Source organism: Paenibacillus sp. JCM 18996 (assembly GCF_055392555.1).
Genome location: NZ_AP043884.1, coordinates 1,763,511 through 1,783,731, shown reverse-complemented (window position 1 = coordinate 1,783,731; position 20,221 = coordinate 1,763,511). Strand labels below are relative to the sequence as shown.

Genomic DNA, 20,221 nt, shown 5'->3' with positions numbered 1-20,221 from the left:
ATGACACCATGGAACAACTTTCATGGCAGCTGCTGATGGAGCGTATCGAAAGGACTGACGACCTGGATACACTGAGCTCCCTCCGGGCAGAGGCCCATGCAAGGCTCCAAGGGCATCTCCTTTTTTCTTCCCAAGTGGAACGGAATGAGTTTTTGAACCGGTTCCACGATCTGCTGATGAGAAAAGTCGTGCTGCTCACCGAAACGGTGATGGTCGGCAACGGATGGGGTGCACCGCCGGCGGAATACGCTTTTCTGGCGTTCGGCAGCGGGGGAAGGAGAGAGATGACCCTATGGAGCGACCAGGATAACGGACTTATATATGAGGATGTGGAAGAATCATTCAGGGATGCGGTGGAGCGGTATTTTGCCGCTTTTGCCGGAAGCTTGGTAGCTTCCCTTGAGAAGGTGGGTTACCCGCCTTGCGAAGGAAATGTACTGAGTACGAATCCGCAGTGGAGAAAACCTCTCTCTGCGTGGATCCGCATGATTGCGGAGTGGTTCGGCGAACCGGACTGGGAGAACGTAAGGTATCTTCTCATTACCGCCGATTTTCGCTGTGTGTGCGGGCAGGAAAAGCTTTTGGATCAGCTTAAAGAGGTTTATTTCAATTATGTCAAAAGCCGCCGTTCCATCATCCTTCACATGCTGCACAACACTTTGCACCATAAAATATCTCTCGGTGTCTTCGGGCAGCTGATCAAAGAACGGTACGGACAGGATGCGGGCGGTGTAGACGTCAAGTATGGGGCATACATTCCGTTTGTCAACGGGGTTCGCCTGCTTGCGGTACAGCATCATATCCGCCGCTCTTCCACGTTAGACAGATTAAATGCGCTTTCCGAAGCGAATATTCTTCCCGCGCAGCTGTCTCGCGAACTTCTGCAGGCGTGGTCCTCAGCGGTTAAATTCAGGGAAATGACACCTTACCAAGAAGAAAACGGAGTGTTTCGGACGAGAGGAAAACTGGCCGCCAATCAGCTGACGAAAGAAATCGTCCAGGAATTGAAAAGCTGCCTGAAAACGGGAGCGGAGTTCCAAAGGTATATCCTTAAAATTGGAGAAGAAATTCGACTCTATGAGAAATGGAGGCGGTGAGGCATGAAGGACATGAGGCCGATGGGAAGAATGTGGCATTTATACAAAATGGGCGGCCTTACCCCTGCGATCACGTCTGTCTTCGACGCGCAAAACGCTCAGCAGATGGCTTTCATCCGCTCCATGATCAGGGAGCAAGAGCGCAGCTCGCTGTATGAAATTCAGCTGGACACGCTTGATGTGGCAGTTTTCGACCTTGAGACGACCGGCTTCTCCCCTTATAACGGGGATGAAATATTATCTTTCGGGGCGGTAGCCGCTGTCGGATGGCAAGTTCAGGAGCAGGAGACATTCTATACCTTGGTCAATCCCAAAAAGGCAATCCCTGAAGAAATTGTGAGGCTGACCGGGATCACCAACGATATGGCGGGTGAAGCGCCGGAGCTCATTGCGGGATTAAGGGGTTTTCTGGAATTCGTCAGCCACAAGGTGCTGGTCGCCCACGGCAGCGGCCATGATAAACATTTTCTCAATTCCGCGCTGTGGAAAACGTCCAGGATCAAGTTCTCCCATAGGCTGCTGGATACAATGATGATCGGGAAATGGCTTCATCCCGGTATGAAGAAGTACGGGTTGGACGAACTCCTCGATTGTTATGGGATAGAGATCGCCGGCCGCCATCACGCTTTGGAGGATGCCTTGATGACGGCCCGTTTATGGACTAAAATGCTGCAGGAAGTGAGGGACAGAGAGATCTGCACGTTGGGCGATTTGTATGAGAAGCTGAGCATCCACGTTTGAATGGTTTACACTATGCGAATTGGAAAAGGCTTGAACGGCAGTTCGGCGGCTGTTCTTTTTTTCGTCCAGGTATAGGCATGGATCACGGGATTGTCCGGTTCCTCGAATGAAAGGATAATGGCCGCGGTTTGTTTCCATAATGTGTTTGCGTCTTTGGAAGAGGGTACGGCCGGTGTCGTTGGGTGCGAGTGGACAAAGCCGATGAGCGATTTTTGCTGTTTTTGTATGTGAAAGAGATGCTCCGTCAAGGCTTGGGCGGACATTTCAAATTCATGCAGACGGTGGGATGAAATATTGGGGACCGGCACGAATTCGGTGACGGTCAGGCGGCTTGCGCCCGTCCCGGAATTCTCTGGGAAGCCCGCAAGCAGTCCGCAGGCTTCCTCGGGCAAAAGCGATTGGCAATAAGCTTTCATTGCTTCCCAGACGGATCTTGGCAGCATGATCATTGCAAAGTGTCTCCTGACGGTGATTTGGTACCTTGTAGCATACCAGAAAAACGACCCGTATGAAAGGAGATGCGTAACTGGGTATGTCGTCAGCTGATCTTACCTTGCGGCTTAATCAGAAAGAACACCAGTCCCAGCGTTATAAGCGACAGACAGGATACGGTGATGAACACGATTTTGTCGGAGATGTCCATAAGGAATCCAAACAGGGGAGGACCCGCCGCCACCCCCAGAAACCGCAGCGAGCTGTAAAGGGAAGTAATCATGCCTCGCTGGGATTTTTCCACGGAACCGGTGATCATCGTATTCAGGCAGGGAAGCAGCAGGCCCGTGCCGATCGAGCTGACAGTAAGCAGCGCAATGAGAACGTAAATATTTTTTGTGAACAGGATAGCCAGTCCCAGGGAGACGGTCATCAGAACCAGGCCGATATTGATGAGCCATCGCATCAGTGTGCCGTTTTTCTTGATCAAAGCCCCTGTCGTGTAAGATGTAGTGACCAGCCCCAGCAGAGGAATAGCAAGAATGCAGCCCTTCAGCACCCCGTCGATATTGTAAGGTGGCTCTTCGAGGATGTTGGATAAGTAAAACAGAACTCCGAACAGGATAAACAAACCAAGGGAACCCGCGAAAAAAGAAGTGATCAGCCACCGGCCCTTTTTTCTCAAAATCGAAAGAGTGGTCTTGACAAATTTGCCCAGCTTTTGGGGCTGCCCCTCCTTTTTCGGCTCCTTCAGAAGGAAGATCACCGCAAGCAGGGAGAGCACGCAAAAAATCGGAAATGCAAAAAATGCGGCATACCATACTATAAGCGCCAAAGCTGATCCCAGGATCGGCGAAATTACTTTTCCCGCTCCATTGGAAGCTTCCGTCAGTCCCAGCGCTTTACTTTCCGTTCCTCCCGAATAGAGGTCTCCCGCCAGGGCCATCGCGATAGGAGCGGTTCCCGCGGCGCCGAATCCCTGGATTGCACGGGCGATAATAACCACTGTATACGAGTTCCACACCGCCCCGAATCCCGCGAGGACACCGGCAGCGCCATAGACGATAAGGGAAGGGATCATGACTGCTTTGCGGCCGAAGCGGTCGGATAAATAGCCTGCTATCGGGATGATCAGCCCGGCCATTACGGAGAACAGGGTAATGACAAGCGAGCTTTGGAATTTGGAAATGCCCAGTTTATCTTCCATCACCGGCAGGATGGGCACAAGCATCGAATTGCCGAGTACAAGAACCAAAGGAACGGTGGCGATGGCGATGAACTCCCAGACTTGCCCTTTGGAGCTTGGCTTCTGCTTTTTCTCGCCTGTTTTCTCTGCCCCCTTCGGCGCCCGGTCATCGGGTTCTATGTCGCTCTCAAAAATGATGTCCAGCTTTCTGTTCTTTGTTTTTTCCATCCGACAAACCTCCTCCATAAAGAATCGTACTTTTAATCTGCCCGGATGCCTTTTACAACATACCTTATATCGAAGTTCCCGCAGCGAGGTTGAAAACCGGCATGGAAGGGCCATACTATAGCTGAAAAATTCAAAGGATATTTGGAGACATGTATGAAAAAAAAAATTCAGTGGATCGTGGCCGCGGGCGCACTCATCCTGTTGCTGGCTGTCGGAATGAGGTATTGGGGCAAGACTCCGCAAGCTGAAGCCGAGGCGATCGGTGCAGCCTCTCATGTCGGGCAGACGGCGGCGTCGTTTCAATTGATCGGTCTGGACGGTAAGCATTACAAGGTTGGAGGAGGAAGGGACAAGCCGGTGCTCGTTCATTTCTGGGCCTCCTGGTGCGGTCCGTGCAGGGAGGAAGCTCCGGCTTTGGAAGCCGCATACGAGAAATATCGGAAAGACATTGATTTTTACGCAGTTAACGTAACCCGGGCGGACAAGCTGGAGGAAGTTAACGCTTTCGTTCAAAAGTACGGTTTGAAGTTCCCGATCCTCCTCGACCGTGACGGTAAAACCGCGGAGAACTACCGCATATTGGCGATTCCAACCTCGTTCCTGGTGGACCGCGGCGGAGTGATCCGGGATATTTTTCATCCGTTGCCGCAGGCGGAACTCGAAAGAAAAATTGAAGCGGCAATCAACGCAAAATGACAACAAACACAACAAACTCCCTGGCTGATATAAAAGCACAGGGAGTTTGTCTTTCATCTGAAGTGACTTCGGAAGTCAAAAGTTTGCGTAACGAATTTTCACTCCGAGATTTTTTGTGAGTGCGATCAATGGTTCGCAAGGCCGAGACGTTCCTTGTGCGCTTCATGGGAGGAGCCTCGGCATTCCTTGCCGAGCAAGGCATAGCGGATGCTGTCCGTCAGGGCGAGCCAGCTCGCTTCAATAATGTTGCTGGAGACGCCGACAGTGTTCCAGGTGTTGTCGAAGTCCGTGTGCTCCATCACGACCCTTACTTTACTTGCGGTTTCCCCTTGGTCGTCGATGACTCTGACCTTATAGTCGGTGAGATGCGTTTCCTGGATGGACGGGTAATATGAAACCAATGCTTTGCGCAGCGCGTTGTCCAAGGCGTTGACCGGGCCGTTGCCCTCCGCCGCGGTCAGCATCGTTTCGCCGTGCACGTTCACCTTCACGATCGCCTCGGAAACGACGGACTGCTTGGCTGATTTTTCATAAATGATCTTAAAGGATTCCAGAGTAAAGATATTCTCCATCTCGCCGAAGGCTTCCCTCAGGATCAGCTCGAGCGAGGCGTCCGCCCCCTCGAACTGGTAGCCTTGATGCTCAAGCTCTTTAATGTGCTGGATGACCTGTTTGGTCTGTTCGTTGTTTAAATCGAAGTCCAGATTCAATTCCTCGGCTTTGAACATCAGGTTGCTCTGGCCGGCCAATTCGGAGACGAGCACTCTCTGCTTGTTGCCTACAAGCTCCGGCGAGATGTGCTCGTAGGTTTTGGCGTTCTTCAGGATCGCCGAGACGTGGATGCCGCCTTTATGGGCGAATGCCGCCGTTCCCACAAAAGGCTGGTTCACAGGCATCTGCATGTTGGCGATTTCGCTGACCGCGCGTGCGGTTGAAGTGAGGTTCGCCAGCTGCTGCCCGCTGATGCAGGAATAGGACATTTTTAACTGCAGGTTCGGCAGGATCGAACAGAGGTTGGCGTTGCCGCATCTTTCTCCATACCCGTTGATCGTTCCGTGAACTTGGGAAGCTCCGGCGGACACGGCAGCCAGAGTGTTGGCAACAGCGAGCTCGCAGTCATTATGAGCGTGAATGCCGATAGGGGCGGACACGCGCGCCTTGACTTCTTTTATAATCGAAGAAATTTCGCCTGGAAGGGTACCGCCGTTGGTATCGCAAAGCACGACCCAGTCTGCCCCCGCTTCCTGCGCTTTCAGAATGGTCCGCATCGCGTAGTCGGGATTATTTTTGTATCCGTCAAAAAAATGCTCGGCGTCGTAGATTACTTCCAGGCCGTTAGCTTTTAAATAGTGAACGGAATCGTAAATCATGGCCAGGTTCTCTTCGAGTGTGGTCTGGATCGCTTTATGGACATGAAAATCCCAGGACTTGCCGAAAATAGCGGCAGCCTTCACACCGGATTCGAGAATACGGTTCAGGTTGACATCCTGTGCGGCGGCGGTGTCTTTTCTGCGCGTGCTGCCGAAAGCGGTGATCGTGGCGTTAACGAGTTTGATATCTTTGGCGCGGTGAAAGAATTCTATATCTTTGCTGTTGCTGCCCGGCCAGCCGCCTTCTATATAATGAACTCCAAGAGCGTCGAGTTTTTGTACAATTTTGAGCTTGTCGTCCACGGATAGGGAAATGCCCTCCCCCTGTGTCCCGTCCCGCAGGGTCGTATCGAAAATTTTCACTGCAGCAGTCATAAACCTGTCCTCCCGGAAACTGATTTCGTTAATTTATAATTATATCACAGTTTTTTCTTGTTTTGGAGCACGAATTGTTGGCGCTCAGTTAAGATATGCTCATTTTGCTTGACCAAACAGGGCTCCGGCTGTATTCTTGTAGTGTCTTATTATCTATGGAGGTGCTTTGTGTGTCTACCAAACCATCAAGAACTTTACAGGCCGTACCGAATCCGTATCCGGATCGTGAATATGAAGTGGAAATCGAAACGCCCGAATTTACCGCGCTTTGCCCGGTGACGGGCCAGCCTGATTTTGCTACCATCACGATAAAGTACACACCAGGCCCTTATATCGTAGAATTGAAGTCGCTTAAGCTGTATATGTGGAGCTTCCGCGACGAAGGCCATTTTCATGAAGCGGTGACCAACATGATCCTTGATGATATTGTGGCACAGATCCAGCCCCGCAGAGTGGAGGTACTGGGGAAGTTTAATGTCCGCGGCGGGTTGTACACTAATGTGCGTTCCGTGTATGAACAGGACAAGTGATTATTTTCCAAAGAACGGAAGGGTCATCCTTCATATCGATATGAACGCTTTTTACTGCTCGGTGCATGAAGCGGTGGAGCCCGAACGTTATAAGGGCAAACCGCTCGCTGTCGCAGGCAGCGTCGAGCTGCGCAAAGGCATCGTAGTAACATCTTCCTACGCCGCGCGAGCCCGGGGAGTAAAGACAGGAATGCAGGTCAGGCAGGCTCTGAGAGTATGTCCTGACCTTATTGTTATTCGGCCGGACTTTGATTTGTACAGAGGGTTCTCCAGACGGTTTCTCGACATCGCTTATGCCTACTCCCCCCTGGTGCAGGCGATGTCCATCGATGAGTGCTATGTAGATATCACGGGCTCCAAACAGTTCGGCACCCCGCTAGAAATCGCGGAAACGATTCAGCTGCGCATCCGGGACGAGTTGGGTTTGCCCTGCTCAATCGGAGTGGCGCCCAACAAACTTCTGGCCAAGATGGGATCCGACATGAAGAAGCCGAACGGGCTCTCCGTTCTCAGGTTGCGGGATGTTCCCGGTGTCCTGTGGCACCTTCCGTGCTCGGATCTTTACGGAATCGGGAGGAAGACGGCGGACAAGCTGGGTAAGCTCAATATCCGCAATCTGGGCGAGCTCGCTCACTCGAACGAGGAGTTTCTGACCCGGCATTTCGGTGCGCTTGGCCCCGCGCTCAAGCAGGCTGCTAACGGGATCGACCACTCCCCTGTCAACCCAGAACGCGACCAGAGCAAATCCATTGGCCATACCACTACCCTGCCTTACGATTACACGGACGAACAGCAGATCGACAAAGTCTTCCTGAATCTGTCCGATGCGGTTGCACGCAGGCTCAGAAGGCAGAAGCTGGTCGCCCAAACGGTGCAGATTACGATTCGCGATCCCTATATGAAGACCATTACGCGTTCAAGCACGCTGTCTGTACCGACGGAAACGACGGATGAAATCTATAAGGCGGCCTGCTCCTTGTTTCATTCCCATTGGGAAAAGGGGAAGCCCGTCCGTCTGCTCGGTGTGACACTGCAAAATCTGAAGCTGAAAGAAAATTCGGCGATGCAGCTGGACCTTTTTGAGTACGAGAAACAGGCGCGTCGAGAGAAACTCACCCAGGCGATGGATGGCATACGGGATAAATTCGGCGAAGATGCAATCGTTACTTTAGGAATGGTGGGAGACGATCCTTCCACGCTTCTAAGGAACAAGAAAGTCAGGGGAACTTCTCTGCAAATGGATTTTTTGAAGAGCGATGGAGAAGATAAAATTTGATAGGAAACGTTTGAAGTTTCCCCCCAATTATATTATATTGTACTTTGAGGATATCTTTGAGGAGGAGTTTGGAAATGGCAAAATTCACCTGGGTCGAAAAAGACACATGCATCGCTTGCGGCGCTTGCGGTGCGACCGCTCCCGACATCTACGACTACGATGATGAAGGATTGGCGGAAGTGATTTACGATAACGATGGCAATACCGGTAACACAGAGATTCCGGAAGACCTTTACGATGATCTTCAGGATGCTCAGGATGGATGCCCAACGGACTCCATTAAAGTTGCGGACGCTCCTTTCAATAAATAAGCTACTGCCATTTATACTTAGGAGAAAGCCCCTGGACCGGCGACGGCGACAGGGGCATTTTGGTATTAGCCGGTATATAGCGTCAATCATTTTCCCAAAAGAACAAGCCGGCTACGGCCAAAACGATTAGCGCTACAAGAAAGCCGACTATGAGAAAACCGATGCCTCCAACAAACGCCAATGCCTTAGGGAAGAAAATAAATGCAAGAATTCCGGCCAGGATGAACCAAATCAGGGAACGAAAAGTTACCTTTATCATTTTCCAAATAATTACAGCCGCTGCGATACCGACGAGAATGTGCAGCATCCTCTATCACCTTCTTGTGTTAATTATAATACTATATGGCTAAAACGTGCCTTCCAGACATATTCTTCATAAATCTTGCTTGCGTCAGCAGCCGTCAAGCGTCCGCTGACGGTAGTTGTTTACTCGTATTTATGCCCCTCGTACACGACATAGCCAAGCGGGTGATGGGTGAAGTGAAGCACCGGGTCGCCGGGATTGTCGCGGGACTTGGATGCGTGCTTGCGGTCGATGTACTCGCCTTGCATCTCAATGTCCGCACCTTCCTTGAGGTCCGGTATCGGTTTTGGCAGGCCAAGCGAGTCGCCGTACCGAATGGCTACGAACGCTTCCGGCTCGACTTCGGAGGGGTTCAAATTTTCCGTGCCAAGCACGCGTATGTGATCCACGATAATATGCTGATGTCCATTGCCCGCACCTTCGTACCTCTTGACCGTCGCTTTGACATGGACCACGTGGCGCTTTTGTCCTGCACCGGCCTGCTGATTGTTGTCTGCATTATTGCTGGCAGTGCAGCCGGCGAGCCAGGCACCAACGCCGGTGAGCAGTAACAGCGCCAAGAGAAGCATCCAAATTCGTCTTTTCATTTATGTTCCAGCCTTTTAAACAGTTTCTCCTCCGATTATGGCAGGCTGAGGGCGGTATATCAACTGCTGCCGATGTGCTGTCATCAAAACATACAAAATCTTAACATAGAGTTTAAAAAGAATTTACATTCACCCCTTAGACTAAAGTAGCTGCTGCATTCATTATCTATTTTTAAGAAAAGGGGCCAATATATGAATAAGATGCTATCCTTGGCATTAAGCTTTGCTTTGCTGGGTTCTGCGATAGTTCCTGCAGCTACCGCTGCGGCTGCACCGGCTGCCTCAGTGAAAGTGAAACTGCTCGGCATCAACGATTTTCACGGACAGCTCGACACGGTGGCAGACGTGAAAGATGCCAGCGGCAAAGTTGTCGATCAGCGCGGAGGAGCCAGCTACCTGGCCGCATATTTGAAGGAGCGCAAAAAAACGAATCCGAACACGCTGTTGGTTCATGCCGGTGATGCGGTCGGTGCGAGCGCTCCTGTCTCCGCCTTGTCGCAGGATGAGCCTACGATCGACTTCCTCAACAAGCTTGGTTTTTCCGTCGGTACAATGGGGAACCACGAATTTGACTATGGAGTCGCGGAAGCCAAACGCTTGGTATATGGCGGCCCGAATCCTGTTACAGGCAAAAACTTTGCCGGCGCCAATCCTGATTTTAAATACGTGATCGCCAACGTCGTAGACGAGACAACGAATCAGCCGGTTTTTCCGGCTTACACGATTAAAGAAGTGGGCGGCGTGAAGATCGGATTCACCGGCGTGGTAACAATGGAAACTCCGAACATTGTGAACCCGAAAGGCATCAAAGGGTATAAATTCATCGACCAGGCGGAAGCGGTAAACAAGGCTGTCGATGAAATGAAGAAGCAGGGCGTTAACACAATCGTTTTGCTTGCTCATGATCCCGGCTTCGGCACCAATGACCAGGATGCAAACGGCGAAGTCGTCGATCTGGCGAAAAAACTCGGCAGCGGTGTCGACGTCATTTTTGCCGGACATAACCATGGTCTGTTAAACGTCAATGTTAACGGCAAGCTTATTGTACAAGCTTATTCTTACGGCACTGCGTTCTCCGATGTCGACCTTGAAATTGATCCGTCAACCGATAAGGTAGTCAGCAAAAAGGCGGAAATCGTAAGCACTAATCACAAAGGAGTAACTCCCGATCCGGAGAGTGAGGCTTTTGTCAATAATTTGATTGCCGCAACTCCGAAATTGACTGAAGCGGTAGGAACTGCGGCTAAGGATATTGACCGCACTGCCTCCGCAGCCGGAGAAACCGCGCTTGGCAACTTGATCGCCGACGGTATGCGCGCTGCAATGAAGACTGATTTTGCATTCATGAACTCCGGCGGTATCCGCAACGACATTCCTTCCGGAAAAGTCACTTACGGCAACCTCTTCAAGATGCAGCCTTTCGGCAACGTGCTGATCAAAATGACGCTCACTGGAGCCCAGTTCCGCGAACTGCTGAACCAGCAGTGGAAAGGACAGGATCCGCAAAGGCCGCGTATCGGCCAAATCTCCGGCTTTACCTATACCTGGGATGACAGCAAACCTGCCGGCGAAAAAGTGATGGATATTAAAAAGCTTGACGGCACTCCTATCCAGGACAATGGCTCTTACACCATTACGGTCAACGATTTTATGGCTAACGGCGGGGACAAGTATACGCTGCTCAAGTCTGGCACCGAGCGTGTCGCTGGACCGGTAGACCTGGACGCGACTTTGCAGTACGTCAAGGATAACTTTACGGCAAAAGGCCTTCCGATTACCTCATCCGTCGAGAACCGGTTTATTAAGGTCGAAGCCCAATCGGTCAAGGAATTCAAAGATGTAGCTCCAACGCACTGGGCATACAATGTCATTAAGCAATTAAGCTCCAAAAATGTAATAAACGGAGTGTCGGACGATCAGTTCGCACCAATGCAAAGCGTGAGCCGGGCGCAATTTACCGCTATGCTTGTCCGCGGCCTCGGTTTGAAAGAGACTGTCGAGATGCGTTTCGCTGATGTTCCTTCAACTTACGCTTATGCAAAAGAAATCTCGGCCGCATTCAAAGCAGGCATCATTGACGGCATCTCCGAATCGGTATTCGCGCCGGACCAGACAATCAAGCGTGAAGAGATGGCCAAAATGATCGTGCGCGGTTATGAAGTGAAGTCGGGCGCAAAAGCGAAATCGTCGAAAGCGGCTGCTTTCAACGACTTTACAGCAGTCAGCGAATGGGCCAAAGTTTACGTCAATGTAAGTGCTGAGCTTGGATTGATTCAGGGACGCCAGGATGGCATTTTCGACCCTAAAGGCGAAGCTAACCGCGCGGAAAGTGCACAGATTCTCTCTAACTTGCTACTGAAATAATAATGATATCATGTTTCATTTATTGAACGATTAAGCAAAGCTTGTAAACGAGCGGGCGGCGACAGCTGCCTGCTCGTTTTTTTTGCAGCGACGGGTAAACGGGTGGCACGCACGCTTCCTGCCTAAGTTCAGCGTACCAATTAGCTTGCCCCGGGCAGCTGGTGGTGGTCGCGGATTTGCCGACAAGGCTGCTAAGCGCTGTTCTGCGCTGCTGCTAGGCGCAGTTCGAGCGGCGTTAATTCATTTTGCCCGGATTTCTTCCGATATAGATCTTGAATAAGTCAGCGGCCGGGAGGAGCAAGCTTGTGAAGGATAAGGACGATTTTAATGATTTATTCTTGCAGCAGAACTCTATGGAGGATTCTGTATATTTAAAAAAATATGTCCAGGACCACCCCGATAACAAGATGGCGTGGTATTTGCTGGGCAGGGATTACATGTCAAAAGGACAGCACGGCAAAGCCACCTACTGCTTTACTCAGGCGGGCGAGGTGTATGAAGCTTTCGAGCAGCAGGCAGCCCCGGTGATTCCCCACGTCGTTACGGAAAACATGAAGCATATCGTGAAAGCTATAGAGGAAGAGCAGCTCAGAGTGAGCAGACGCGCTCAAAAACCGGGTACGAAGCTTCGGGCTGCCCTTCTGATGCTTTTGCTGCTTGTGGTGTCTTTTTTACCTGTTGACGTCGAGAAAAAGGAGTCCTTCAATAATGAAAAGAGTCAGGCGGCCGAAAGCGCCCATACCAAGGGGGCTAAAGCGGCGCAGCAGGGACACGGCGGCAAGAGCGTGATCCAAACGCTTTACCTTTTTGATTATGTGACTAAAGAGAAATGGGAAGCGTTCCTGCCGGAGTATATGAAAATGGCCAAACAGAGCAAGCAGCTGTTCACGCTGGTGCAGGGCGGCGCTTCCGAGGACAAACGCTGGACCGACTGGCTGCTCTCCCCTGTTGTGCATATGACCATTGACGGGCGGCCGGAAGCCGGCAAACTGGAAGTCAATTATTACAGCACAGAAGGCTGCAGCTGCACACCGGGCGACGCGAACGCCGTAAAGGCGGGATTCACTCATTGGCAAAAATCGGAGGAAGAAGCCGCCGTTCTTCGCTCTGCTATGGCTGCTTACAGGATCAAGAACTCGAACTTACCGGATGCGATTGGGCAGCTGGCGCAGCCGTATCCGAATAATGTACTGCCGGGCTTTACTCCCGGGATGGAAGAGCAATTTGCACAGGAACTGCAGCGGATCGCTTCTCAGCAACAGACTGCCTCCGGTACCGCGCTAACGCCCCCTCTGAAGCTGGCTCCGGTGCCTTCTGCTTTCGGCAAACAGGTTGCGGAAGCGGACAAAAACCGGGCATCAACAGCTCCATTGTCGGAGCCGCTGAGGATTATCGTGGATAAAGATGCTCACAGACTGGGTTTGGTGAGCGGAAGGGTGCTGATCAGAAGTTACCCGGTCGGCTTGGGAGGCTCCCGTACTCCGGAGGGAGAGTTCACCGTGACGGAGAAAGTGAGGAACCCGAACAACAAATCTAACGGCGAATACGGCAGCCGCGGAATGACGCTGTCCGACAGCTTGTACGCGATCCACGGCACCAATCAGCCTGACAGTATAGGCAAAGACCAATCTCTTGGCTGCGTGCGGATGGTGAAGGGGGATCTGGAGGAGCTGTACGATATGGTACCCAAAGGCACCAAAGTCACCATAACAAAAGGCGTGCTGCCCAAAGACAGCCAAAAGCCGCCTGCTTCTTTCGCTCTTCCTCTGCTCACGGACGACGGCAACCCGAATAAATTATACAGATGGTTAAATTAGTTAGGAAGCGGCTTTCTTTTTGGTACCGAAAACGATAAACTGTTCGATAGAAATCATGTTTCGAATGGAGTTGTCGAGTTTGCTTTATACAAAGTTAGCGAAACCTGTTCTGTTCCGCATGGATCCCGAGAAAGCGCATCATCTGATTATTGACAGCCTAAGCTTGGCGGGGAAGCTGCCGGGGATGCCGGGCCTGATTAGCGGAATCTACGGAGTCCCGGGCTCGCCGGAGCTTTCAATGCGGCTGTGGGATCTGGCCTTTCCCAATCCTGTCGGATTGGCCGCCGGTCTAGACAAGAACGGTGAAGCGGTTGCCGGCTTCTCTTCGATGGGATTCGGATTCATGGAGGTCGGAACAGTTACTCCCAAGGCTCAGCCCGGAAACGAGAGGCCGCGTTTGTTCCGTCTTCCACCCGATCAGGCGTTGATCAACCGGATGGGCTTTAACAACGTCGGAGTTCAGGAGATGGCTGCCAATTTAAGAGGTACCCGGCATCGCCCGATCCCTGTGGCGATAAATATCGGCAAGAACAAAGTTACCCCGAATGAACGGGCGCAGGACGATTATAGGGAATGCATCCGGGTTCTTTACCCGAGTGCGGATTTTTTTGTGGTGAACATCTCTTCGCCGAACACGCCGGATTTACGCAGCCTGCAGCACGGCAAAGAATTGGAGAGCCTGCTGCATGCTGTGGTCGAGGAGATGAATATCCAGAAGCAAGCTCGCGGAGGAGAAGGCAAACACATCCTGGTAAAAATCGCCCCTGATTTGAAAGATGAAGAAATTGATTATATGATAGATACAATTATGAACAGCGGCGTGTCGGGAATAGTAGCGGCAAATACGACCGTCTCGCGGGAAGGGCTTGCGCACTCTGATGCCAAAGAATCCGGCGGGTTAAGCGGACGTCCCCTGACCTTCAGGTCCATGGAGATCATCCGCAAAGTTTTTGCCCGTACAAAGGGATCACTGCCCATTATAGGCGTAGGCGGAATCTTCACGGCGGAGGACGCGTACGCCAAAATTCGCGCCGGAGCCAGCCTTGTGGAAATTTACACCGCTTTAATTTACGAAGGGCCCGAGCTGCTGCAGCGTCTGAACAACGGGCTTTTGCAGCTTTTGAAACGAGACGGCTTCACTCATATTTCCCAGGCGGTGGGAGCGGACGCTCGCTGAATGACGCCGGTGGCGCCGCACGTGTTCCAGTTTACCCGGGGCTCCCTGGAAAGTATTCGGAATAAGCTCCCAAACTTCGCTTCGCTTTGATTTATGAGTTTTTGTTACTGTGTGGTTTTGGAAGTGCTTGCGAATGGAGGCAGTTTATGGATAGTCGCGATTGGAGGAAGTTCCTCCTTCCTTACGATCAAGCGGTCGAAGAGCTGAAGGTGAAGCTGAAGACGCTTCGTTCGGAGCTGAAGACAAGGGAGGAATATTCCCCTATAGAATTTGTTACCGGCAGGGTGAAAAAGGTGTCCAGCATCCTTGCCAAAGCCAAGAAGCTGAATGTGCCGATGGAGGCGCTGGAAACGGGAATCGAAGATATCGCAGGCATACGCATCATGTGCCAGTTCGTTGAGGATATTGAGCGGCTCGCCCAGCTGATCTCCGAGCGTGAGGATCTAAAGCTGCTTTATATAAAAGACTATATTACGAACACCAAGGAAAGCGGGTACCGCAGCTATCACATGATTGTGGAGTATCCGGTACAGACCGCGTTAGGCACGAAAAAAGTACTGGCGGAGCTCCAGCTTCGCACGTTGGCGATGAATTTCTGGGCAACGATCGAGCATTCGCTGAATTACAAATATAAAGGCGTTCTCCCACCTGACGTTGTGGCCCGCCTCAGCAAAGCGGCAGAAGCCGCCTTCGCGCTCGATCAGGAAATGTCCAGCATAAGGGATGAGATCGTGGAAGCCCAGAAAATTTTTGAAGACGAGTCGAATAGGGTGACCAAAATCCTGAACCACATCCAGGAGCTGTATTTTTACAATAAGGCCAAACAGGCTGCGGAGTTCCAGATGCGTTTCAATGAGGTATTTGAAGAGGCGGATGCAATCAAGCTCAAGGATCTAGCCATAGAAGTGGAAATCGCCCTGGTCAGCGCCAAAATGGGCAACCGGACCGCCAATCGTTCCGGCGATTAAAAAAAAACTGCGAAAAGCCTTCCGCTCGAGGTTCCATTGTTCGAGTCAGAGGGCTGTTTTTCTATAAACGGGAGGAGCTGCTGGTATGGAGAAATATGATCCTTTGTACATCTCTTTTTTCTATCATTTCAACGTTGCCAGAGATTATTTCGAATGTCATGAGGTGATGGAGGAGCTGTGGCTTGAGGAAGGGAGATATCCGTTCTATCAGGGGCTGCTCCAGATCGCAGTCGGTTTGTACCATCACCGGAACGGCAATGTGAATGGAGCGGTGAAATTGTTCACAGCGGGCATGCAGAAGCTCCGGGATTACCGTTCGCCCTGGACGGGCATCGATTTGGAAGGCTTGCTGCGGGACAGCGAAATTTACCTGGACAAGCTGGAACGGATTGCGGAAGCCCCGTTTGAACAATACGATCTTAGCATCACGATAGTGGATCCGGCCTTGCGCAGGCAGGTGGAAGAATTTGCGGACAGGCGGCAATAAGTGAGGTTTTTGAATAGACTCCGACAGGAGTTTTTCTTATAATAGATGTAGATACGGCTTGTTAAAAGCCTCAATTCATCGGGAGATGAGATTGCAGCATGCTTGACACCATTTATCGCAAAAAGCTTGTTTTGGCGTTGGTCTATTTATTTGTTCTATCCGGCGTGTCGCTTGGATCTTATATGATCTACCATCGGAACGCCAACTCATATACGAACGCCCCTCCTGACAATGACACTTTTCACAGCCAGCTTATTCAGGCCCCTCCGAACTATAACGTGCTGGAAGACTTTAAAACCCGCAACGGCGGGCTGACCGCGAACTCCTTCGGCGAACTGGAATTGGTGAAAACGAAGCACAGCCGGGCGAACCAGGTTTTGGTGAAGGATGCGGATATCATCGGCGAATATAGCGACCCGGATAAATCGATGATGTATTATTTTGTACAGCGCACTAAAAAAGAGGAAGAGCAGCAGTGGACTCAGATCGATCTGCTCTTGTTCGACCCGGCCACACAAGGCACGCGGCAGGCCCCGATTGCAATCGTGGAAGGGGATTGGGGCGAGGCGGCAGCAAAAGGAACACAACTGAGCGGATTTGCAGGGAAGGATACCTTTATTTTTATCAGCCCGCGCAGCCAGAAGAACAGCATGGTTTACACCGTTAACCGGATGGAGCTTAAGGATTTGAAGGTTGTTCCCCTGTTTGATTTTGCCCGGATAGAGAGCGGACCGAATCCCAAGGCGGTGTACCGGGACAGCTGGCTTGCCAAAGACCAGCAGACGCTGGCCATCCGAAGTCACGGGGACCAGATTAAACAGTACTCGCTGAAAACTGCGGAAAGTACAGTGTTGCTGGAGGCTTCCGCTCACGACACGGCGACTTCCAGCCTTCTGCTCTCCCCGGACAAGAAAAGCGGCGTCTATGTGTCCGAGCCTTACCGGAACAACGCGTGGCTGCTTAACTTCGGCAGCAAGGAGAAGAAACAGCCGTTTTTGACGGAGAAAGGGTACGTAGAGCCCGGGTTTGACGACACCGGAACGGTTCTTTATTATAACTTTACATATAGCCCGTCCCCGGAGCGCATCCTGAAGGGAGAGCGCAGAACACTGCTGCAGAGCCGCGGCGTGCAGGTGATGGATCTGAAGGGTAACTCGATCAAGCGGTTTGCGCTGCCGCAGGACGGCAAAGAAGGGCTGGAGTTCGCCGGGTATGTGGACGACCGCAAGGTGGTGCTGCTGCACAAGTATGTGCTTGAGCAAAATACGGGCGGACAGCCGTATAAGAAGACGGTCGACTGGCTGACCGGGGATTTGAAGACGGGGGACATGCTGTCGCTTGTTCGATTGAATGTTCCGGACAATTGGGACAAGAAGGACGTTTATCTGGCCACGGCAACGATGGACAGCTTCTCGGAAAACGCCAGGCAGCACGCATTCGTCAATCTGCTTGACGGCACTTATGTCATTCCTCGTTGGATGCAGCAGGAGATCGCCGTCAGCCGGGAGGAAGACCTGGTCTTGTATCTTGATGACAGCGGGAAGCGCGTGGATATGACGTCCTTTACCCGGCCCGACCTTGTGGTGACCACATTGAATTACAAAAAGCACAATATGCCGCCCAAGCCTTTCTACTGGACCAAAACCCATTGGCTGGTCAGGGTGTCCCCCGCGGCGGGCGGGCAGTGGATATTCTCGTTTCCTGTAAATTGAGCGAAGAGAGTGAATAGGATGGGCGCCAAGCTGCCTGAAGCTTTTACCGATAAATTGAGGCGCATGCTGGGAAATGATTACGAAGCTTTCTTGGCTTCCTACGACGACCCCCGTAATTATGGACTGCGTGTGAATACATTAAAAATCGCCGCCTGCGACTTCTTGCAGATTTCCCCTTTTCAGCTGGAGCCGGTTCCATGGGCGCCTGCAGGCTTTTATTATAAGGAGGGGGAACGGCCGGGCAAGCACCCTTTCTATCACGCAGGCCTGTATTATATCCAGGAGCCGAGCGCAATGTCGCCGGTTGAACTGCTCGATGTGAAGGCCGGGGATCGGGTGCTCGATCTTTGCGCGGCTCCGGGAGGAAAATCCACGCAAATTGCCGCCAAGCTTCAGGGACAAGGGGTGCTGGTATCAAATGACAACCATTACGTCCGCACAAAGGCTCTTACGAAGAATATAGAATTGGCCGGGATCCGGCACGCCGTTGTGACGAATGAAACGCCGGACCGCTTAGCCGGCCGCTTCGAGCGTTATTTCGATAAAATACTGATCGACGCGCCCTGCTCCGGAGAAGGCATGTTCCGTAAAGAAGAAGATATGATCAAGCAGTGGGAGCCCCAAGCGGTGGAGCGGTATACGGCTATGCAGCGGGATATTCTGCGGGAAGCGGCCAGAATGCTCGCTCCCGGCGGCCGGATTGTGTATTCCACCTGCACTTTCTCCCCGGAAGAGAACGAATGCATGGTCGGATGGTTTCTGCAGGGGCATCCTTCTTTTCGAGCGGCGGAAGTGCCGCTGCCGGGAGGGGCTTCTCCCGGACGGCCGGAATGGATGGAGGTCGGAGGTTGCGCCGATTTGCCTGAAGCAATTGCTGACGAGCTCACCTGCACAGTTCGCCTCTGGCCGCATCTTGTGAGGGGAGAGGGGCATTTTGCCGCCGCCCTCCAGCATAATGGAGCTGGAGACGACGATGTGCAGCGGAGCAAGCCGGATATCGCAACCGAACAGGAGAGGCTGGAGCGGTGTTCCCAGGGCGCCTGCAAGCCGCGGAGCGGCGGCACAGGGACTGTCCGTCCAACCACCGGGAGAGGCAAGGATTTGTCGCCGGTAGAGGAGTTTCTTCTCACCCATACGAAGCTTGCGGTAAAGGGAACAGAAGCCGCTCACGGGGAGCAGGTTTATTTAATGCCGGACGGACTGCCGGATTTGCGGGGGCTTAAAGTGGTCCGGCCGGGCTGGCACCTGGGAGTGCTGAGAAACGGCAGGTTCACTCCTTCCCATGCCCTGGCGATGGGACTGAGGATGGAAGAATGCGCGAGGACCGTTATGCTGGCTTCAACGGAACCAAGTGCGGTCAGTTATCTGAAAGGGGAGACTCTCGAAATACCGGAAGAACGTGTTGTGAGAGATCCCGGGCTCCCTGCCAAAGGCTACTGCCTGGTCGGGGTGGACGGCTTTCCGGTCGGCTGGGGTAAGTGGCTGGATGGAATCCTGAAAAACGAGTACCCGGCCGGCTGGAGGTGGACTTGATAATAATGAAAAGGCAGCGTCTCGATAAAATTCTCTCGCATTCGGGGTACGGTTCCCGCAGCGAGATCAAGAAACTGGTAAAGAACGGCGCGGTCACCGTTAATGGCGCAGCGGTCACGGACAGCGGGATTCAGGTATTTCCCGGCCAGGACGCTATCCAGGTCGATGGCGAAGAGGTGCTGTACCGCGAATTTGTCTACCTGATGCTGAACAAGCCTCAGGGCATCGTCTCGGCTACGGAGGACAATAGAGACCGCACAGTGATCGATCTGCTGGATGACAGCTACGGCCATTTTGACCTGTTTCCCGTTGGCAGGCTGGATAAGGATACCGAAGGCCTGCTTCTGCTGACCAATGACGGGAAGCTGGCGCATAACCTGCTTTCACCGCGGAAGCACGTGCCCAAAACGTATTATGCGGAGGTGGAAGGCCCGCCTGTCGGACAGGAGGACGTAGAAGCTTTTCGCCAAGGGGTCACACTCGACGACGGTTATGTAACAATGCCTGCCCAGTTGACAGTTCTGGCCGCGGAGGAGTCGAGGTCGAGGATCAGGCTGACCATACACGAAGGGAAATTCCATCAAGTGAAGCGGATGTTTCAATCCGCAGGCAAGCGGGTCGTATTCCTCAAGCGCCTTCAGATGGGACCACTGAAGCTCGATCCTGATTTGACTCCCGGCCAGTATCGGGAGCTTTCGCAGACGGAGCTGCAGCTGCTGCAGAAGGGCCATGAAATAGAGGAAGGATAAATGCCGGAGCATTTATCCTTTACGCTGTGGTGGTTGATGGGGGACTCCCTGCAAACCGGTCAGTCGGCTTCAAAGCTGTGTGCGGGTTCGCGGGTGTGTTTTTGCGCCCGCTGCGCGGTTCGTTTTGAATGAGGATCGAAATTAGTAAATGAAGAATGTTCTTGTGATGATAACCAACAGGATAAACAGGACCAAAATAATTCCAACGGAAGAATATCCGTATCCTACACCAGTCATGAGAACTCCTCCTTTAAATATGATCTGCCTGGGTCTGATCCTCA

20 protein-coding genes are annotated in these 20,221 nt (G+C 52.2%); 14 read left to right on the top strand and 6 right to left on the bottom strand.

All coding sequences use genetic code 11. The features are described 5' to 3' along the window. The first annotated feature begins 8 nt into the window (after positions 1–8). The gene (locus ACZ5N7_RS08875) at positions 9–1,097 is read left to right on the top strand and encodes a DUF294 nucleotidyltransferase-like domain-containing protein (protein WP_464658818.1); all 1,089 of its coding nucleotides are present in this window, start codon (positions 9–11) and stop codon (positions 1,095–1,097) included. Between the two features lie 3 nt (positions 1,098–1,100). After that, positions 1,101–1,838, top strand: a complete 738-nt coding sequence (locus tag ACZ5N7_RS08870) for an exonuclease domain-containing protein (protein WP_464658816.1) — start codon at positions 1,101–1,103, stop codon at positions 1,836–1,838. Positions 1,839–1,843: 5 nt separating this feature from the next. Here ACZ5N7_RS08870 and ACZ5N7_RS08865 read toward each other — a convergent pair whose 3' ends face one another. Continuing rightward, positions 1,844–2,287: a M67 family metallopeptidase gene (locus tag ACZ5N7_RS08865; protein ID WP_464658814.1), complete on the bottom strand. Its 444-nt coding sequence runs from the start codon at positions 2,285–2,287 to the stop codon at positions 1,844–1,846. Positions 2,288–2,376: 89 nt separating this feature from the next. Further along, positions 2,377–3,684 (bottom strand): MFS transporter, encoded by a 1,308-nt coding sequence (locus ACZ5N7_RS08860; protein WP_464658813.1) that lies wholly within the window; start codon positions 3,682–3,684, stop codon positions 2,377–2,379. Positions 3,685–3,837: 153 nt separating this feature from the next. Between ACZ5N7_RS08860 and ACZ5N7_RS08855 the strand changes: the two genes are divergently transcribed. Then, positions 3,838–4,380, top strand: coding sequence for a TlpA family protein disulfide reductase (locus tag ACZ5N7_RS08855; RefSeq protein ID WP_464658811.1), 543 nt, complete (start codon positions 3,838–3,840; stop codon positions 4,378–4,380). A 125-nt stretch (positions 4,381–4,505) separates the two neighbouring features. Here ACZ5N7_RS08855 and cimA read toward each other — a convergent pair whose 3' ends face one another. Then, positions 4,506–6,125: a citramalate synthase gene (gene cimA, locus ACZ5N7_RS08850; protein ID WP_464658809.1), complete on the bottom strand. Its 1,620-nt coding sequence runs from the start codon at positions 6,123–6,125 to the stop codon at positions 4,506–4,508. Positions 6,126–6,295: 170 nt separating this feature from the next. Here cimA and queF point away from each other — a divergent pair, with 170 nt between their 5' ends. The 3 genes from queF to ACZ5N7_RS08835 all read left to right on the top strand — a co-directional run bounded on the left by queF (position 6,296) and on the right by ACZ5N7_RS08835 (position 8,242). Then, positions 6,296–6,655 (top strand): preQ(1) synthase, encoded by a 360-nt coding sequence (gene queF / locus ACZ5N7_RS08845; RefSeq protein ID WP_464658808.1) that lies wholly within the window; start codon positions 6,296–6,298, stop codon positions 6,653–6,655. Beyond that, positions 6,639–7,931 carry a DNA polymerase IV gene (locus ACZ5N7_RS08840; RefSeq protein WP_464658806.1) on the top strand — a complete coding sequence of 431 codons (1,293 nt, stop codon included), beginning with the start codon at positions 6,639–6,641 and terminating at the stop codon, positions 7,929–7,931. Before queF ends, ACZ5N7_RS08840 begins: the two co-directional genes overlap by 17 nt. Before the next feature lie 74 nt (positions 7,932–8,005). Further along, on the top strand, positions 8,006–8,242 hold the full coding sequence (locus ACZ5N7_RS08835; RefSeq protein WP_464658804.1) for a ferredoxin: 237 nt from the start codon (positions 8,006–8,008) through the stop codon (positions 8,240–8,242). A gap of 82 nt (positions 8,243–8,324) precedes the next feature. Here ACZ5N7_RS08835 and ACZ5N7_RS08830 read toward each other — a convergent pair whose 3' ends face one another. Together ACZ5N7_RS08830 and ACZ5N7_RS08825 are read right to left on the bottom strand one after the other, a co-directional pair. Further along, positions 8,325–8,549 (bottom strand): hypothetical protein, encoded by a 225-nt coding sequence (locus ACZ5N7_RS08830; RefSeq protein WP_464658803.1) that lies wholly within the window; start codon positions 8,547–8,549, stop codon positions 8,325–8,327. Positions 8,550–8,668: 119 nt separating this feature from the next. Next, the gene (locus ACZ5N7_RS08825) at positions 8,669–9,133 is read right to left on the bottom strand and encodes a hypothetical protein (protein ID WP_464658802.1); all 465 of its coding nucleotides are present in this window, start codon (positions 9,131–9,133) and stop codon (positions 8,669–8,671) included. Positions 9,134–9,325: 192 nt separating this feature from the next. Here ACZ5N7_RS08825 and ACZ5N7_RS08820 point away from each other — a divergent pair, with 192 nt between their 5' ends. The 8 genes from ACZ5N7_RS08820 to ACZ5N7_RS08785 all read left to right on the top strand — a co-directional run bounded on the left by ACZ5N7_RS08820 (position 9,326) and on the right by ACZ5N7_RS08785 (position 19,940). After that, entirely contained in the window at positions 9,326–11,497 is a 2,172-nt protein-coding gene (locus ACZ5N7_RS08820; protein ID WP_464658800.1) for a 5'-nucleotidase C-terminal domain-containing protein, read from the top strand. Positions 11,498–11,850: 353 nt separating this feature from the next. Continuing rightward, the gene (locus ACZ5N7_RS08815) at positions 11,851–13,314 is read left to right on the top strand and encodes a L,D-transpeptidase (protein ID WP_464659205.1); all 1,464 of its coding nucleotides are present in this window, start codon (positions 11,851–11,853) and stop codon (positions 13,312–13,314) included. Positions 13,315–13,393: 79 nt separating this feature from the next. Next, the gene (locus ACZ5N7_RS08810; RefSeq protein ID WP_464658799.1) at positions 13,394–14,491 is read left to right on the top strand and encodes a quinone-dependent dihydroorotate dehydrogenase; all 1,098 of its coding nucleotides are present in this window, start codon (positions 13,394–13,396) and stop codon (positions 14,489–14,491) included. A 146-nt stretch (positions 14,492–14,637) separates the two neighbouring features. After that, positions 14,638–15,459: a GTP diphosphokinase gene (gene yjbM / locus ACZ5N7_RS08805; RefSeq protein WP_464658797.1), complete on the top strand. Its 822-nt coding sequence runs from the start codon at positions 14,638–14,640 to the stop codon at positions 15,457–15,459. Positions 15,460–15,544: 85 nt separating this feature from the next. After that, positions 15,545–15,946, top strand: coding sequence for a DUF309 domain-containing protein (locus ACZ5N7_RS08800; RefSeq protein ID WP_464658795.1), 402 nt, complete (start codon positions 15,545–15,547; stop codon positions 15,944–15,946). Between the two features lie 98 nt (positions 15,947–16,044). After that, positions 16,045–17,658: a hypothetical protein gene (locus ACZ5N7_RS08795; protein WP_464658793.1), complete on the top strand. Its 1,614-nt coding sequence runs from the start codon at positions 16,045–16,047 to the stop codon at positions 17,656–17,658. An 18-nt stretch (positions 17,659–17,676) separates the two neighbouring features. After that, positions 17,677–19,191 carry an RsmB/NOP family class I SAM-dependent RNA methyltransferase gene (locus tag ACZ5N7_RS08790; RefSeq protein WP_464658791.1) on the top strand — a complete coding sequence of 505 codons (1,515 nt, stop codon included), beginning with the start codon at positions 17,677–17,679 and terminating at the stop codon, positions 19,189–19,191. 5 nt (positions 19,192–19,196) lie between these two features. Then, positions 19,197–19,940: a pseudouridine synthase gene (locus tag ACZ5N7_RS08785; protein WP_464658790.1), complete on the top strand. Its 744-nt coding sequence runs from the start codon at positions 19,197–19,199 to the stop codon at positions 19,938–19,940. Positions 19,941–20,081: 141 nt separating this feature from the next. On the opposite strand, the gene ACZ5N7_RS08780 is transcribed toward ACZ5N7_RS08785, so the two are convergent. Beyond that, entirely contained in the window at positions 20,082–20,177 is a 96-nt protein-coding gene (locus tag ACZ5N7_RS08780) for a YjcZ family sporulation protein (RefSeq protein WP_464658788.1), read from the bottom strand. Positions 20,178–20,221: the final 44 nt, after the last annotated feature.